The following is a 14,703-nucleotide window of genomic DNA, read 5'->3' as shown; positions in this document are numbered from 1 at the left end:
AACGGAGGTTCTCAGTGACACGAGTACATGTTCCTGTCACGCCAGGTCCGCCCATTCGTTCGCGTCCGGACCTGATCGAGCGCGCGGGACCGATGGACCTCACCGTGCTGGTCGCCGACCACGCTTCGATACCGATGAACCTCGGCGCGATCCTGCTCTTCGACAGTGCGGCCACGCCGACTCCCGAGCGCATCCGGTCACTGCTCGCCGACCGGATCCCTCGGATACCTCGACTCCGGCAAACGTTGCGGCGCACTCCTTTCGGCTGTGGACGGCCCATTTGGGTCGACGACCCAGGATTCGTGCTCAACGACCACCTGGAAGTGCTCGCCCACCCGGGATCGGCGGCGGAACCAGAGCTCTTCCGCATCGCCACGGACATGTTGTGCCAGCCTCTGCCACCGGATCGACCGTTGTGGCGGGCAGGCCTGGTCATCTCGCCGGAGCATTGCGCCTTGATCGTCATCGTGCACCACGTACTCACTGACGGTCTCGGCGGTTTGGCCGTGCTAGCGGCACTGGCCGACGAGGGGTCCGTGCAGCCGGTCCGAGGTTTCCCCCAGTCACCACCGAGTAGGTGGGCGATGGCCTCCGACGCGGCCCGCGCGCGGCTGCACACGATTCGCGCCATGCCGGTCGATATTCGGCGGGGGTTCGCGGGCCTGCGCGAACTCGGATTCAGCTCGACCAGCTTGCGTCCGATCGAACGAACCTCCTTGAACCGGCCGACTTCGTCTCGCCGCCGTGCCACCCGGGTCGTGGTCGAGCTGGCCGACGTCGTCGCGACCGCACACCACGCGGACGGCACCGTCAACGACGTGGTGCTCGCCGCGATCACCGGTGCAGTGCTGGATATTCTGCAGGCCCGCGGCGAGCGGCCGCGTCAACTGGTGATATCGGTGCCGATCTCCGGCCGCTACGGCGCGGATCCGAGCAAACTGGGCAACAACACCGGCGTCCGGCCGATCTCGATTCCCGCGATAGACGACGACGCGACGCGACTCATCGATATCGTCGCCGTGTCGAAGGCGCTGAGCAGATCGACCGTGCGGGCTTCGTCAGCGGCGCCGTTGGGTGGTGTGTTTCGGCTGCTGCATCGGACCGGCCTGTTCGAGGTGTTCATCGAGCATCAACGCCTCGTGCACACCTTCGAGACGAACCTGCGTGGACCCGCCACGGCCCTGCATCTGGCCGGGTACCGGGTGGCTGGGCTCATCCCGTTGGTGGCGACCCCGGGCAACGTCGGTGTGACCTTCGCCGTGCTGTCCTACGCAGAAACCCTCGCCGTCACCGTGATCGCCGACCCGGACATCGTCACCGACCAGGACCGGCTCACCGACGCACTCGCGACGAGGCTCGAGCGCCTGAGCCGAACGCATCGGTAATGGTGGCCGGTGACCATCCGCCTCCGCTCGCCGAAAGATCGCGCACTGAGGCAAAGGGCCATCGGCTACCGCGGTTGGTGGCTTTCGGTCCTGCCGACCGGCGCGTTCGGTGGCGACGATTGATCCATGACGACCACGACTCGATACGAGGTACCAGGCATCGGCGCGCCGTATCAGGGATTGTGGCGCCGCTGGTTCATCAACGTCACCCTCGGTGAATTCTTGGGCTTCGCGGCACCGGCGATGGCAGGAGCGTTCCTGCGGGACGCCACACCGGCCGCTGCCGCGGTTGCGCTGCTTGCCGCCGGTGCGGTCGAGGGCACGATCTTGGGTTGGTTCCAAGCGCGGGTGCTGCGCTCTGTGGTGCCCGGATTGCGTTCCGGTGATTGGATTCTCGCAACGATGATCGGCGCCTTGGCGGCTTGGTCGATAGGTGCGATCCCGGTGCTGGCCGGCGACAGTTTCAGCACATGGCCGCCCACCGTGGTCGTCCTCGCCGCGATCGTGGGCGGGACCGTAATCCTGCTGTCCATCGGCGTCACCCAGTGGCTGGTGCTACGTCACCGGTTACGCCGTGCGGGCCAATGGATTTGGGTGACCGCCCTGGCCTGGCTGGCGGGTCTGCTGGTGTTCATTGCCTTCACCACGCCCCTGTGGCAGTCGGGGCAATCCATCCCGCTGGTCGCGGTGATCGGCATCGGCGGCGGGCTGCTGATGGCCGCGGTCATGGCCGCCGTGACGGGAGCCTTCTTGGTCCGCATCCTACGACCCCCTGCCTCTACGCAGTGACTTTGGACCCTCCGGATCGGGCTCAAGTCCCGTATCTGCCGCCTGCCGGGTCGACGGACACTCGATGTATGACCGAAAGCGATGTTCTTCTCGAAACCTTCGTACCGGATCGACCGACGATTACGGCGGCTGTGCGGCTGGCCGGGCGGGCGCCGTCGGTGCACAATACGCAGCCGTGGCGCTGGGTTTTCGACGGCACGCGCCTGCACCTGTATCGCGACAACGAACGGCTCCTCGCGTCGGCCGATCCGCACGGCCGGAAGCTGGTTATCAGCTGCGGTGCGGTGCTGCATCATCTGCGCACCGCGCTTGCCGAACGGGGCTGGCACACCGACACCGTGCGGTTGCCCGATCCGGAGCAGCCCGATCATCTGGCGGCCATCGAGTTCCGCCCGTGGCCGGATGCGCCGATCGGCGTGCATGCCCGCGCCCGCGCGATCGAACTGCGCCGCACCGACCGGCTGCCGATGCTCCCGCCGCGGAACTGGAACGAGCTTGTGCACGCCGCACGGATGCTGGCGAACCCGCACGATATCGAACTCGATGTCCTCGACGCGGATGCGCGATCGCGGCTGGCCATCGCTTCGCAGTACGCGACCGCGCTGCGCCGCTACGACATGGAGTACCAGACCGAATTACATTGGTGGACAGGCCATTCCCACGTGACCGAGGGGGTGCCGCGCAGCGCGCTCGTCTCGGATGCGGAATCCGCCCGGGTCCCGGTAGGTCGCGCCTTCCCGTCCGCGCCGCATTCGGCACGCCGCGGCGAAGTCGAGGACCAGGCACAACTGATCGTCCTCAGTTCCGCGGACGACTCGATGCTCGCGTGGCTGAACACCGGTGAAGCGCTGTCGGCGGTGCTGCTGGAGTGCACCGTGGCCGGCCAGGCCAGCTGCGCACTGACCCACATCACCGAGCTGCCCACCGTCCGCAAGACCATCTCGAGCCTGCTGGCCGATCCGGTGGTACCGCAGGTCGTGATCCGGATCGGCTCGGCGCCGGACGGAGAAGTACCGCCGACCTCGCCGCGCCGTCCGGTCACCGACATCCTCACCTTCGAATAGGTAAGGCCCGGGCTCGCTCCCGACCCAGCGAACGGTCACGCTGCTCCTCGAACTTGGGAATCCGCACCCGTTCGAGGTCATCGAGATAAGCCGCGAGCCGCTCCCGAACCCGCTCACCGCGAGCGGTGAAATCTTTGCGGCCGAGGATGTTCCACTGCCGCAACACCGGCGCCAAAACCTCCTCCAGGTGTTGACGGAGGTCATAAACGCCGTGTTTGGCCATCAGGACGCCGTGGCGGCGGAAGTTCGGCATGCCCGCGCCGGGCATCTGGAAGTTGCGCACGATGGCGTCGATGGCCTCGATCGCCTGATCGGGCACGAGATCGAGCGCCGCGCCGCAGACCGTGCGGTAGAAGATCATGTGCAGGTTCTCGTCGGCGGCGATGCGCTGCAACATCTTGTCCGCGATCGGGTCCTGGCACACCCGGCTGGTGTTGCGGTGGGTGACCCGGGTGGCCAATTCCTGGAAGCTCACATAGGCCACCGAATGTAGGAAGCCCGCGCCGCTGTCCACCTCGGCAGCGGTCGCGCCGGAGGAAAAACCGTTGGTCATGTGGATCATTCGCGCTTCCTCGAGCGCGATCGGGTCCACGCCCCGGGTCACCACGAGGTAGTCCCGGATGACGGTGCTGTGCCGCATTTCCTCCGCCGTCCAGCGGCCGACCCAGGTCCCCCACGCGCCGTCGCGAGAGAAGTTCTCAGCGATCTCCCGGTGGTAGGAGGGCAGGTTGTCCTCGGTGAGCAGATTCGTGATCATGGCCGCCTTGGCCACCTCACTGAGCCTGGACTGCTCTGCGTCCCAGTCGATTCCGCCGAGCATGGCGAAATTACGGCCCTCCTCCCACGGAATGTAGTCGTGCGGGTGCCAGTCCTTCGTCATCGAAAGATGCTGGTGCACACAGTCTTCGGCGATCGGCTCCAGCTCGGTCAGGATTTCGCGTTGAATCAGGTCACGCGGCAATCTAGGTGCCTACCTTTCTTTCTCGGTGGATTCGGCGGGTGCGACCACAGCGAGGTCGCCGTCGTAACGGCGATAGAGCAGCCGCCCACGGCGATCTCGCGGATCGGCATAGAACAGGAACGGCAAGCCATAGCGGCACAACCGATCTACGGCTTCACCCTCGCTCAGATATGGCGTCGGCAGCGGATTGACGGTGAGCGCCAACGACTCTCCAGCGGTAGGCAGACCTAGCCGGTGCTGCCTGGCAAGGCGCGCACCCCGCGGACCCGCACGATAGACCACGGCGTCCAACCCGGTCTCGGCGTCGATGAACAGATGGGCGTCGTAGTCCATCGATTCCAGCACCGCGATCGCCTCGGCCACCGTCGCGTTCAGCAAGGCGCAGCGCTTGCGGCGCACGATCGGACGAGGCTCGCCGGGCAATGCCAGCTGCGGTCGCCGCGGATCCGGCCATCGCGGCCGCACCTCGCCCGCGGTGACACCGGCGAGGATCCGATCCAGCCGCTCGGCGGCGAAGGTTGTCGCAAACCCGCCGGGTCCCACCGCTTGCGCCCGGACCGGCACACCCCCGAAAGCGACGGTTACCTCCACCAGCATCGGCCCGTCGGCGCACGGTGCCGCGCTGAGGCGCACCCGCGCGACGTCATCGATATGGTGCCGCCGCACAACTCGCCCGATGGTGCGGATCGCCTGGGTGAGCTGTCCTTCGGTCACCGCGCCACGGGGCGAGACCAGTACCGGCGTGGTGTGCGACGTGGTCGACCTCAGTTCGGACACTGTCATGGATGGGCCCACTTCCCGCTAGTCCGGCATTTCAGCGGTCCCTATGTCACCACCGGGCGCACCGACCGGGCAGGGCCGAAGGTCCCTGGAGGCAGGGACCGACTACCCGACAAAGTCCCTGCCGCGGTGAACGCGGATCAGAACGCCGGAATCGGTGACGATAGGCCCCGGATTCGGTGCGTAAAGGCCATCCCGACAACGGATGCTGTTGGTCGACACTCGAGATATGGATGCGGAGAACGATTCAGGTACACCCGACCTCCCGACTGTGCGGGCGGCGCTTACGGTGGCCTGCCGCGCGCCATCGGTACACAACACCCAACCCTGGCGATGGGTCTTCGACAGCACCTGGCTGTTCCTGTACAGCGACACCGATCGGCGGCTCCCCGCCGCCGATCCGCAGAGCCGCCAGCTCATAGTCAGCTGCGGTGCGGCACTGGACCACGCACGCCAGGCGTTCGTTTCGATGGGCTGGTTCGCTTACGTCACCCGGATGCCCGATCCCCGCCGACCGGAACTGCTGGCCGTATTCGAGTTCCGGCCGTGGTGCGGACCGCTGAACAGGACAGCCGCCCGGGTCCGCGCTATCCCGCTGCGGCACACCGACCGACTGCCGATGGCAGCGCCCGACGACTGGTCCGGCGTTCTGGACACGGTGCGCGAACTGGCGCGACCACATCATGTGACGGTCGACGAGATCACCGACGACGACCGCCCCCGACTGGCCGACGCCACCCGCCAAGTGACCGCGCTGCGTCGCCACGACAACGCATATCAGGATGAATTGTATTGGTGGAGTGGCCATTCGGGTCCACACGCAGGTGTTCCGGTGTCCGCCTTGGTCTCGGATGCCGAGGCCGCCCGGGTCGATGTCGGGCGAACCTTTCCATCCGCGCCGTATTCGACACGGCGACCTGACCTCGATGACCACTCACGCTTGGTCGTACTCAGCACCATCGGCGACTCCCCCGGACAATGGCTGCACACCGGCGAAGCGATGTCCGAACTACTACTCGAGTGCACCGCGCGCGGCTTGACCACCGGCATCCTCACCCACATCACCGAACTCACAACTACCAGAGCAGAAATCGCCGACCTGATCACCCAACCGGGCGTTCCGCAGGTCGTGATCCGGATCGGCACCGCGCCGGCGGAAACCGGCGCCGACCCGACACCGCGGCGACCCCTGTCCGAAGTACTCGAGGTCTACCCGGCCCACATACGCAACCCAGCATCGATCGACCTGACGCTGTCGACTCCGGCGCGATCCTGACCCCGGCGGCTCCGAGCATCTGCATGCCACAACGCACGCAATTCGGCCGTATTGCTCTTTGGGAAGTGCCGCCAGCCAACCTTTTTGGACGAATGACCAACGCGCGGGTCGCCATTACCGGATGTCCGGACAGTCGAGCAATCCAGATGACAGTTGCGCGACTGTCCAAGCAAATCAGGCCGGACTTGTTGAACATCAACCGTTTTCGACACGTTTGTTGAACACCGGCCCGGTGCGGCAGTCCTGGCGATTCGGTCCGACCGGTCCGGTGTCCAACAGACGATCCGGCGTCCTGTTCACGGTCCGGCTGCTCACCGACCCGGACTACTGACGCCGTGTAGCTTCCACCGGAAAAATTTCACGCCTGGACCTATACGCACCGCCGAGCAGCCTGTAGTCCACCGCAGTTGTGGATACCAGTTTGTGCGCGGCCGGTGACCCAGCCCGGTTGTCAGGACGTCCAGAGGTCTGCCCCGTCGCACGCGACCGGGTAGATGTGTTTTTTGTAGGTCGTGATGCAGGTGTTCCTGATTGGGTGACTCCGATCGTTGGTTCGAACCCTGCCGAGCTGGAACAAACGCTGGTGATTCGGAATCGAGCAGCTTCCGGATGGTACGACCCCTCGCCTACGCGGCGTGGGCGCGGGGCGAGCACACCGAACGCGGCTTCATCCTGGACCTGGCGCTCGCGCTCGCCGAAGGCCAGTTCCTGCGCGAGATCGCCCGCGACGTTGGGGTCAGCCTGGCCGTGGTGCGGCCTGAACGTTCTCCGACAGCCAGTCCGTTTCACCGTACTTCCATGTATTCGGACCAGCGAACATTCCGGATGGAGTGTCGAACCAACACGCCAACACGCAACTGTCGGACCAGGACCCGCGTCCGCCTCAGTGAGCAGGTGCGCGCACATCGGCAGAGGCGGAGTGCGCCACGATGCGCATCGTCATATCCCTGGCGTAGCCGGGACGGACTGGAAGGAGGTCTGTGGGTCCGCTGACTTACCCAAGGCCGAAAGGCTAACGGGGACAAGAGCATGTCAGGAAACCGACGGTCGTGCCCAAGCATCGGGGCGGTGCGTCGGGGGACCCGCGCGATATGGCGAAAGCTGGATTGCCTGAAGCCCAATCTCCAGAAGGTGCAAATGCCCGCCCGTCGGAAGAAGATGCTTGATGACCGACGCCGTGTCCCGGGCCGGTCTCGTCCGCTGGCCGGCTCGCCTTCCGGATACGGAGCGATGTCCAGTGAGGACATTCAAGGAGATGAGTGGGCCGCCTAATACTGCAACGGCACTCAGGTGAGTGGGTGGCCGCGCCGCCGGTAGTGCGATAACCGGGCTTGGTGCTGGCGGCGTCGCCGCCAGCTCGACCAGGCCCAGATGTGATCGGCGACATGGTGTGGGGTGAGCACGAACGCGATGAGCAGGCGGCGGATTTCCGGTAGCGTGAGCGCGATCATGTCTTGCTCGAGTTCGCTGGTTCCCCTTTTGCGGCAAGGGTTTTCGACGCTGCCAGCCAGGCGAGTGCGAGCATCGAGAGGGTGATGTGGGCGTACCAGGCCCGCCAGCTGCGGACCTGGTAGTGATCGAGCCCGGCTTCGCCCTTGGCTTGCTGAAACGCCTCCTCCACATGCCAGCGTGACCCGGCGACCCAGGCCAGGTCGACCAGGCGGGATCGGTGCGGGCCGTAGCAGATGTAGTAGGCGATCTCGTAGACGCCGTTGCTGTTGGGACTCAACGCGCGTCGTGCCAGCAGCCAGTGCCCGCGCCCGCGGGCCCAGGTCCCCTCGATCGGGCGGCGTGCCCAGTCGTATTCGCGGGGTCCGTGCGCGCCGGCTCCGACCGAGAGCCGCTGCCACTTGCTTGCGGCGAGGTCGGCGATCAGTTCGTCGGCGCGTGCGGTGCGCTCGGCGCGGGTGCTCAGCTGGTGGTCACAGCGGGTGGCCAGCACATAGGACACGTCCTGGTCCTCGAGCCAGTCCCGCAGGTAGGGCGCCTGTCCGTAGACCTCGTCGGCGGTGAACCACGCGAACGGCACTGCCGCGGCCAGCGCCCGTTGCAGCATGGCGATCATCTGCCGCGCTTTGGTCGCGAACTCGACCTCGTCGGGGATCCCGGCGTCGCGGCAGCGGTCTCGATCCGAGGTCCACGACTCGGGAACATAGAGTTCACGATCGATCAAGGCATGCCCGTGGCGCGAGGCGTAGGCCAGGAACACCCCGATCTGGCAATTCTCCGTGCGACCGGCAGTGCCGGAGTACTGGCGTTGCACCCCAGCAGATTTCACGCCCTTCTTCAGGAATCCGGTCTCGTCACCGACCAGCACAGCCTCGGGATCACCCAGATGTTCGACCACATAGTCACGCACATCATCACGCACCGCATCGACGTCCCAATCAGCCTTGCGCAGCAGCCGCTGCATCCCGTCCGGACTGCCCTCACCAGCACGTTCAGCGAGCGTCCACCCGTTCTTGCGTTCCAAACCCGCCAACAGCCCCGACACATACTCCCGCGCCCGCTCCCGCGGCTCGGACCGGGCGAACCTGCCCGCAATCCGTGACATCAACGAATCCAACTCGGCCACAACACGATCCAACACCACACACCAGATCTACCAGCACTCACTCACATAGGTGCCGTTGCAGTACTAAGTCGTGCTAGAGACGTATGACGATGACGAACGTGGGATCGCCTACGGGACACGAGTCCTATGGCGACGGAGTTCTCGTAGTAGTCGTGGGAGTCACGCCCCACCAGGGAGGACGGGAAAGCCGTCCACAGGGCGAAGGGGAACAGGTGACCGGACACCAGGAATCGTGAGGTATGCGAAATGCAGAGAGCCGAAACGGTTTTGGGTGTCCCCGTGACATCGCGGTATAGGTCACTGGAGAGCCCGGTGCCGGGAAAGCTGGCACGCCGGGTTCGGCGGGAGGTTGTGCGGAAAAGGACCCACTTGGGCGCCTCGCTGCACGGCCTACCCAACCGTTAGCGAACGCCCGCGCGGCGGGGTGGTCTCAATAGGTCAGCGCAACAGGTGCTTGCCCGGGAGATGCGCAGGTATCCCTCGACGGTGCGTGAACTGCTCAAACGTTGTGGCGACCGAAACCGACGAAACTGTCGCAGGATCGGCGCCTGGTCGAGGTGGTCTCTGGGTTGTTGGCCAGGCGGTGGTCACCGCAGCAGATCGCGGGGTGGCTGCACCGAAATCCGCAGGCCAGTATGGGTTATGTGTCGCATGAGACCATCTATCGGTCGTTGTTCATCCAGGCCCGCGACGATCTGCGCCACGAACTGACACGGTTCCTGCGGACCCGGCGGGCGATGCGCCGACCCCCGGAACCAGATTCCCCGACGGACGCGGGCGCCACCGAAGTCCGCGCCCCAGACCGTCACACCTGGACAGGTTCTCAGCAACCGGTTCGGAATCGTTGATCGCGAACGTCGCGATGTTCTGGCCCGTCTCGACGGTGCGCTCGAACACCGCCGCGCGTACATCGGTTTCGGCGAAGCTCGCCTGATCGAGGTCCGAGCTGGCCAGGCTGGTTTGCCGCAGCTTCGCGCGGAACGCGGTGGCGCGATTGACCCGCGAGTCGCTGATGTCGGCCCGGAACGGCATATCGCGGACAATCTGGGCGAGCCGGATTTCGTTTCTTTCGAACCCATCCGTCGGGCGTGCGGCTTCGAATGCACAAAGAGTTCTCTGTCGGGATGTTCGGAGACCGTAGGGAGCAAACGGCTGGTCGTTGCCGAGTGTTCGAGCCCAGGGCACCTGCCGCATGCGCAGTGGCGTTGTGCTGTCGGCGCGGTGCTGGGCCTGGCCAGTCCGGAACGAGGAAGGCAAGAAGGCCGGAGGAGAACGCGAAGGAGAATATGGTTCAGTGTCCGTTTGGTGTGTCTACCGCTGCTCTCGGTGTAGTTGTATGGCATGCTTCCTGCTTTGTGCAGGCCACGACGCGACAGAGTCGGGGAAACCGGATTCGACAAAGCTGACTTGAAACGCGGTCACGTCTCCTCGCACCTCGATTCTCGATTCTCGATTCGAATATCGCCACCGTAACCGAGGAAAGAGCGTCGCACGGGAACGGCTTCAACACTGCCGTGAAAGCTCGAACAGCCGTGATACTGCTTGCCCGAACATAATTCTCGGCTGCTTTCGAACGCTTTCGGCTGCGCTGGACAACTCTGGCCTCATCTGCCGAGTTTGTGAAATGTGTGTGGCAACTGTTGTTGTGTTTGATTTCGACGCAGGAAGACGGATGTCTCCAGGGCCGACTATCTATGTGAAGGGGTTGATTGTGTCAGGTATGTGTCTATTATCGCTGCGATCACGGTGGTATCGCGCGGGAATCGGTGTCGTTGTGGCGTTCGGGTTGGCGGTTGCGGGGCTGTCGCTCGAGGCGCCGTCCGCTCCGGCGGCACCGGCGCCTGCGCCGTGGCCTTCGCCGAGTTCGCCGTTGACCGTGGACAAGGTGTGGCCGGGTGTCACGGCCGATCCAAAATTGCTGACCACGGTGTTCGAGGAGTCCAGCATCGTGCGTGGTGGTCCGGAGGCCAAGATGTCGGCCGCGGACGTCGCGAATATTCTGCCTGATACCAATACTGATATCGAAGCATTGAATGCGGCTCTGCTTGCCGATCCCGAGGCGAAGAAGGTGGCGTCGGAAGTCGCCGCGCCCGGCATACTTGGGCCGTTTTCGGCTGAGGCGAGCGCCCAGGATATCGCGGTCAAAGCTTCGGCGATCACTAATCTGTTGAAGGCTGCCGGTTCACGGGTCGGTAAGGTCAAGAACGCCGCCGCGGTCAAGCGGCTCACTGAACAGACCGAGCAGCTCGGCCGAATCGGCGAATACGCCGGGCACGTCAAGAACAGCCTGGCCACGGCGGGCGAGTTGACCACCGGCAATGTCGAAACCATCGCCCGCGCGGCGGTCGGTGTCGCTCTGGGCTTCGTGCCCGTGGTCGGCGATTTGTACACCGTTGCCGATTCGATCGCTAGCGGGAATGTGCATGACGGGATTTGTGCGGTAGTGAGCCTTACCGCTACCGCGATCGGGCTGGTATTTCCCCCCGCCGCCGCTGTCATCGGCGCCGCACTCGCGGTTTACCAGCTCGGTCGGTTGCTGTGGGGTTTTTTCCAAGCAGAAGCCACGCCCCGGGACTGGGTCCAGGACCCGCCCGCCACACCCGGGGAACTGCTCCAGTCCGGTGCCGACATAAAATACGAGGCCAGGCCCTTCGCGGGCAAGTCCGCCGATGTCGTGTTCGCCCGCAATACAAACCTCACGACCCAAACCTTGCTTCTGGACTCACGGTGGGGCGAACACAATAGCGACAACCGGCCCGTCGTCACCTATACCCTGCCCAAGACGGAGGTGTACCGGTCCTTGCTGCCCTTCCGCGAATCCTCGGTCTATCTTGCCACATTGAATGTGTGGCAAAACGGAAACATTTACACTGCCACCTGTCGAAGGACTCAGACGCATGGCCATGCCACATTTATATGCTCCGATTTAGACGGGTCGCCTACTATCGGCAAAGGGAGACCGGCCGTTGTCACGGTGACCTATCTGCACGACCAGAACATAGTGAACGGCCCCGACGGAAAGGCGATTTGCGGCCCGCCCCCATGTGTTTTCCCGGGGTTCGATGTTTTCTCCTCTACCCTGACGGTCCTGGCCGAAGGAAAGCGGTCGGTCAAACTAAACCTTCCTTTCTCGGTGGGAATCGGCTGAGCCCCGGATCCACCAAGTAAAAGTGTTGGGAGACTGTCGCAGAGGCGCCGAGATGCCCTGCCAGCTGCGTTGATCTGGGTTGCGAAGCCTGAACCTGGATCTACCGAAGTGGATTCAGGCTCAGGCAAGACGATCACGAAGGTGGGGCACGGCGACTGCTTGGGCCTAGGTGTCCCATAGGTGGGGGAGTCCGGCGCGGTAACGTTCGGCGTCTATGCGTTTGAGGGGCTCGAGCATCGGCGGGGCGTAGAGCTGGAAGATCGCGGCTCGCGCCGCTGTGTCGCCCGCGGCGTCGAGGATCGCGTTGGCGGCGCGGCGGCCTGCTTCGATCGCGCCCTCCATGGTTGCCAAGTTGATATTGGTGCGTATGTAATCGCCGCAGAAGAACAAGTTGGGGATGGCGCAGGCGGCTTCGGGGCGGTGGTCCCAGGATCCGATGGTGTTGACCAGCAGGGGTGTGTCGTTTCTGGATGCTTCGGGGTCGAAGTGGATACCTGGGTCGATGTGCCAGGACACGATGTTGTCGTCGTGTAGCCAGTCGGTGCCGGTGTTGAACCACCGTTTCAACTGTGCCCAGACTTCCTGTGCCACTTCATCTCTGGTGCACGCTTTGGCGGGCTTGCCGAAGATTATCCCCGGTGTGTCCCAGTCGGAGACGTCCACCGACAGGCACTCCGCCACAGTCCCGTCTCCGTAGCGAGCAGCGAAATCCCCGCGCCACATCGGCGCCTGGCACAGGGCTGTCAGAGCCCACGGAGTGCCCAATGCCGCCAGATGCCCCGCCGGGACGGGGATGGGCCGTCGGAGATAGAACTGCACTCCAGTCATCCAGTCCACCACCAGTTCACCGATTCCTGCCAGCCGTGGGTCCGCCTCGAGAACGGCGTCGTCGAGTACATCGGCAACCCGCTCGGCCGGCATCGCGCACACATACCAGTCGGTGTCCACCCAGCGGTCTCCCGCGATCGCGCCGGTGATCTGCCCGTTTTGTAACCGCAATCGAGTCAAACCCGCGCCTGGTACGAACCGCACACCGCAGGACCGCAGATATGTCACCCACGGCTCTATCCATGCCTCGTTGGTCGGGGCATTCAGCACCCGATCCACCCCACCCTGATATTGGGGCACCAGACCTGTAGCGGTCAGAATGATGGCCTCGCCTATCGTGAGAATAGTGCGCGCGGAACTGGTCTCGGGCTTGGCCGCGACGGTGATGCGGGTGGCAGCCCGAGCCAGATAGTTGCGGTAAGCCGCTGATTTGCCGTTCGCTTGGACAGCATCGAGCCACGACAGGTATTCCCACTGACCGAGGCGCCGTTCGGTCGACATGGTGAACCACATCATCAGCCGCCCGGCGAAAAATGCCATCTCCGAGGGCGGCACTTCGGGCACGAGCGTGCACGTGGTGAGGATCGCATTCCTGATTGTCTCCGGCGTCAACTCACCGATTCCCTCGGGCTCGGCTGGTGTCGACACCGGCGGCAAACCGTCGAAACCCCAGGTGCCGGCCCGCACCCGCACCAGGTTGCCTGCCACGCCATTGACGTTGCCGGGGAACGGAATTCGCGCCATCGTGTCGGGCACGTGCTGGTAACAGCCGGGGAAGAACCGGAAACCGTGCTCACCGGGAAGATCAGCTCGCCCACCCGATCCTGTACCCAGCACGCCGATACTGCGCGACTTACCACCCAGCGCCACCGGCTCGTACACCACTACCTCGTAGCCACGTTCGACCAGCTCGTGCGCCGCCGACAACCCGGCCATCCCGCCGCCGAACACGCCCACACGCCGACCTCGAGGTACGGCCTCGAAGGCCGGGTGAGCCCGCCGCTGTCCAGGTGTGGCAAGCAGTGTCGTGCCCAGCGCCGTCACGCCCCGAAGGACTTGGCGCCTGTTCAGGCCGATATTCGGGGTGAGCGCCGTGAAATCGATCGACATCGTCGGTCCTCTCGATCCATCAACTCGCCTACCTGCACAGGGCCTGAGGCTCTACCGGGCAGGAGCGGACTATTTCTTGCTGTTCGTCTCCTTCTGCACAGCCTTTTCGAGTGCCTGCGCCTTCGATCCGTACAAGTCGCGCAGTGCGGTGTCATTCCGATATTCGGACTTCAGACCGGTCGAGTACTCCTTGGTGAACTTCACGATCGCGTTTCCATATTTGCTCTTGTCGGCGCAGATCGCATCGCGCGAAGAATCATTCAGCTTGCCTCCCTGGTCGGCCACATAATTACGCGCCTCCCGGACCGGATCCTTCCCCGGCTTCAACTCCCACGGCGTAATATGCTCGGCCGCGTCCCATTCGGCGTAGAACGCGGCACTGCGAGGAGTTTTTTGACAGAAGAACTTCAAGGCTTCCGCATAGCGAGCAGTGAACGCCTCCTGTTGAGCCTCAGTGTCCTGACGCACCGCCGGAGGCGGCGGTGCGGACTTACCCACGTACTCCAGCGCATGGGCACTCGCGGTTCCCACACCCACGCCGACCACGCACACGCCCGCTGCCATACCTGCCAACATCGGACCGGCCATCCGCCAAACGGCGGTAGCCATTCCACCTTCGCGCGCCCTCATGACAATGCACTCCTACAGTCGATGTTCACGGATGACATCAGGGCTTCTCGCCCGCGACATATGCGGATGGGCGACCGAATCCGATCTCTTGACGCACTCCTCAGCCACCGACCTCATATGTGCCACGCTCCGCACGTATATCGCAAAGAAGCAGCTA

General features: G+C 64.4%; 11 protein-coding genes and 1 pseudogene. 5 read left to right on the top strand and 7 right to left on the bottom strand.

The window, feature by feature from the left end; genetic code table 11:
- Positions 1-14: 14 nt before the first annotated feature.
- From ACQPW1_RS22255 to ACQPW1_RS22245, 3 genes are all read left to right on the top strand, one after another.
- A complete protein-coding gene (locus tag ACQPW1_RS22255) occupies positions 15-1,385 on the top strand; it encodes a wax ester/triacylglycerol synthase domain-containing protein (protein WP_433664615.1) in 1,371 nt (456 codons plus the stop codon).
- 126 nt (positions 1,386-1,511) lie between these two features.
- Positions 1,512-2,174: a hypothetical protein gene (locus ACQPW1_RS22250; RefSeq protein ID WP_433664614.1), complete on the top strand. Its 663-nt coding sequence runs from the start codon at positions 1,512-1,514 to the stop codon at positions 2,172-2,174.
- 68 nt (positions 2,175-2,242) lie between these two features.
- Positions 2,243-3,238, top strand: a complete 996-nt coding sequence (locus ACQPW1_RS22245; protein WP_433664613.1) for an Acg family FMN-binding oxidoreductase — start codon at positions 2,243-2,245, stop codon at positions 3,236-3,238.
- On the opposite strand, the gene ACQPW1_RS22240 is transcribed toward ACQPW1_RS22245, so the two are convergent.
- On the bottom strand, positions 3,225-4,199 hold the full coding sequence (locus ACQPW1_RS22240) for an acyl-ACP desaturase (protein WP_433664612.1): 975 nt from the start codon (positions 4,197-4,199) through the stop codon (positions 3,225-3,227). The two genes, ACQPW1_RS22245 and ACQPW1_RS22240, sit on opposite strands and share 14 nt — an antisense overlap.
- Positions 4,200-4,208: 9 nt before the next feature.
- Entirely contained in the window at positions 4,209-4,982 is a 774-nt protein-coding gene (locus tag ACQPW1_RS22235) for a sigma 54 modulation/S30EA ribosomal C-terminal domain-containing protein (protein WP_433664611.1), read from the bottom strand.
- Between the two features lie 226 nt (positions 4,983-5,208).
- Here ACQPW1_RS22235 and ACQPW1_RS22230 point away from each other — a divergent pair, with 226 nt between their 5' ends.
- Positions 5,209-6,255, top strand: a complete 1,047-nt coding sequence (locus tag ACQPW1_RS22230) for an Acg family FMN-binding oxidoreductase (protein WP_433664610.1) — start codon at positions 5,209-5,211, stop codon at positions 6,253-6,255.
- A gap of 1,286 nt (positions 6,256-7,541) precedes the next feature.
- Here ACQPW1_RS22230 and ACQPW1_RS22225 read toward each other — a convergent pair.
- From ACQPW1_RS22225 to ACQPW1_RS22215, 3 genes and pseudogenes are all read right to left on the bottom strand, one after another.
- Positions 7,542-7,706, bottom strand: a complete 165-nt coding sequence (locus tag ACQPW1_RS22225) for a hypothetical protein (protein WP_433653860.1) — start codon at positions 7,704-7,706, stop codon at positions 7,542-7,544.
- Between the two features lie 20 nt (positions 7,707-7,726).
- Positions 7,727-8,848: pseudogene (locus ACQPW1_RS22220) on the bottom strand (IS701 family transposase); the annotation flags it as partial.
- 657 nt (positions 8,849-9,505) lie between these two features.
- Entirely contained in the window at positions 9,506-10,024 is a 519-nt protein-coding gene (locus ACQPW1_RS22215) for a hypothetical protein (RefSeq protein ID WP_433664609.1), read from the bottom strand.
- Positions 10,025-10,604: 580 nt separating this feature from the next.
- Between ACQPW1_RS22215 and ACQPW1_RS22210 the strand changes: the two genes are divergently transcribed.
- Positions 10,605-11,978, top strand: coding sequence for a hypothetical protein (locus ACQPW1_RS22210; protein WP_433664607.1), 1,374 nt, complete (start codon positions 10,605-10,607; stop codon positions 11,976-11,978).
- Between the two features lie 165 nt (positions 11,979-12,143).
- Here ACQPW1_RS22210 and ACQPW1_RS22205 read toward each other — a convergent pair whose 3' ends face one another.
- Positions 12,144-13,916, bottom strand: coding sequence for a hydroxysqualene dehydroxylase (locus tag ACQPW1_RS22205; protein ID WP_433664606.1), 1,773 nt, complete (start codon positions 13,914-13,916; stop codon positions 12,144-12,146).
- 69 nt (positions 13,917-13,985) lie between these two features.
- Entirely contained in the window at positions 13,986-14,525 is a 540-nt protein-coding gene (locus ACQPW1_RS22200; protein WP_433664605.1) for a hypothetical protein, read from the bottom strand.
- Between the last annotated feature and the right edge of the window lie 178 nt (positions 14,526-14,703).

Source organism: Nocardia sp. CA-128927 (genome assembly GCF_050955855.1).
In the GTDB taxonomy this organism is placed as follows: Bacteria; Actinomycetota; Actinomycetes; order Mycobacteriales; family Mycobacteriaceae; genus Nocardia.
Note: the sequence above shows the minus strand (reverse complement) of the source record. Positions and strands in the feature narration are given on the sequence as shown.

Bases quoted from the DNA above. Each gene is read 5' to 3' on its own strand.
- ACQPW1_RS22250 (WP_433664614.1), top strand. From the start codon at position 1,512: ATGACGACCACGACTCGATACGAGGTACCAGGCATCGGCGCGCCGTAT.
- ACQPW1_RS22245 (WP_433664613.1), top strand. From the start codon at position 2,243: ATGACCGAAAGCGATGTTCTTCTCGAAACCTTCGTACCGGATCGACCG.
- ACQPW1_RS22235 (WP_433664611.1), bottom strand. From the start codon at position 4,982: ATGACAGTGTCCGAACTGAGGTCGACCACGTCGCACACCACGCCGGTA.
- ACQPW1_RS22230 (WP_433664610.1), top strand. From the start codon at position 5,209: ATGGATGCGGAGAACGATTCAGGTACACCCGACCTCCCGACTGTGCGG.
- ACQPW1_RS22225 (WP_433653860.1), bottom strand. From the start codon at position 7,706: ATGATCGCGCTCACGCTACCGGAAATCCGCCGCCTGCTCATCGCGTTC.
- ACQPW1_RS22215 (WP_433664609.1), bottom strand. From the start codon at position 10,024: ATGCGGCAGGTGCCCTGGGCTCGAACACTCGGCAACGACCAGCCGTTT.
- ACQPW1_RS22205 (WP_433664606.1), bottom strand. From the start codon at position 13,916: ATGTCGATCGATTTCACGGCGCTCACCCCGAATATCGGCCTGAACAGG.
- ACQPW1_RS22200 (WP_433664605.1), bottom strand. From the start codon at position 14,525: ATGGCTACCGCCGTTTGGCGGATGGCCGGTCCGATGTTGGCAGGTATG.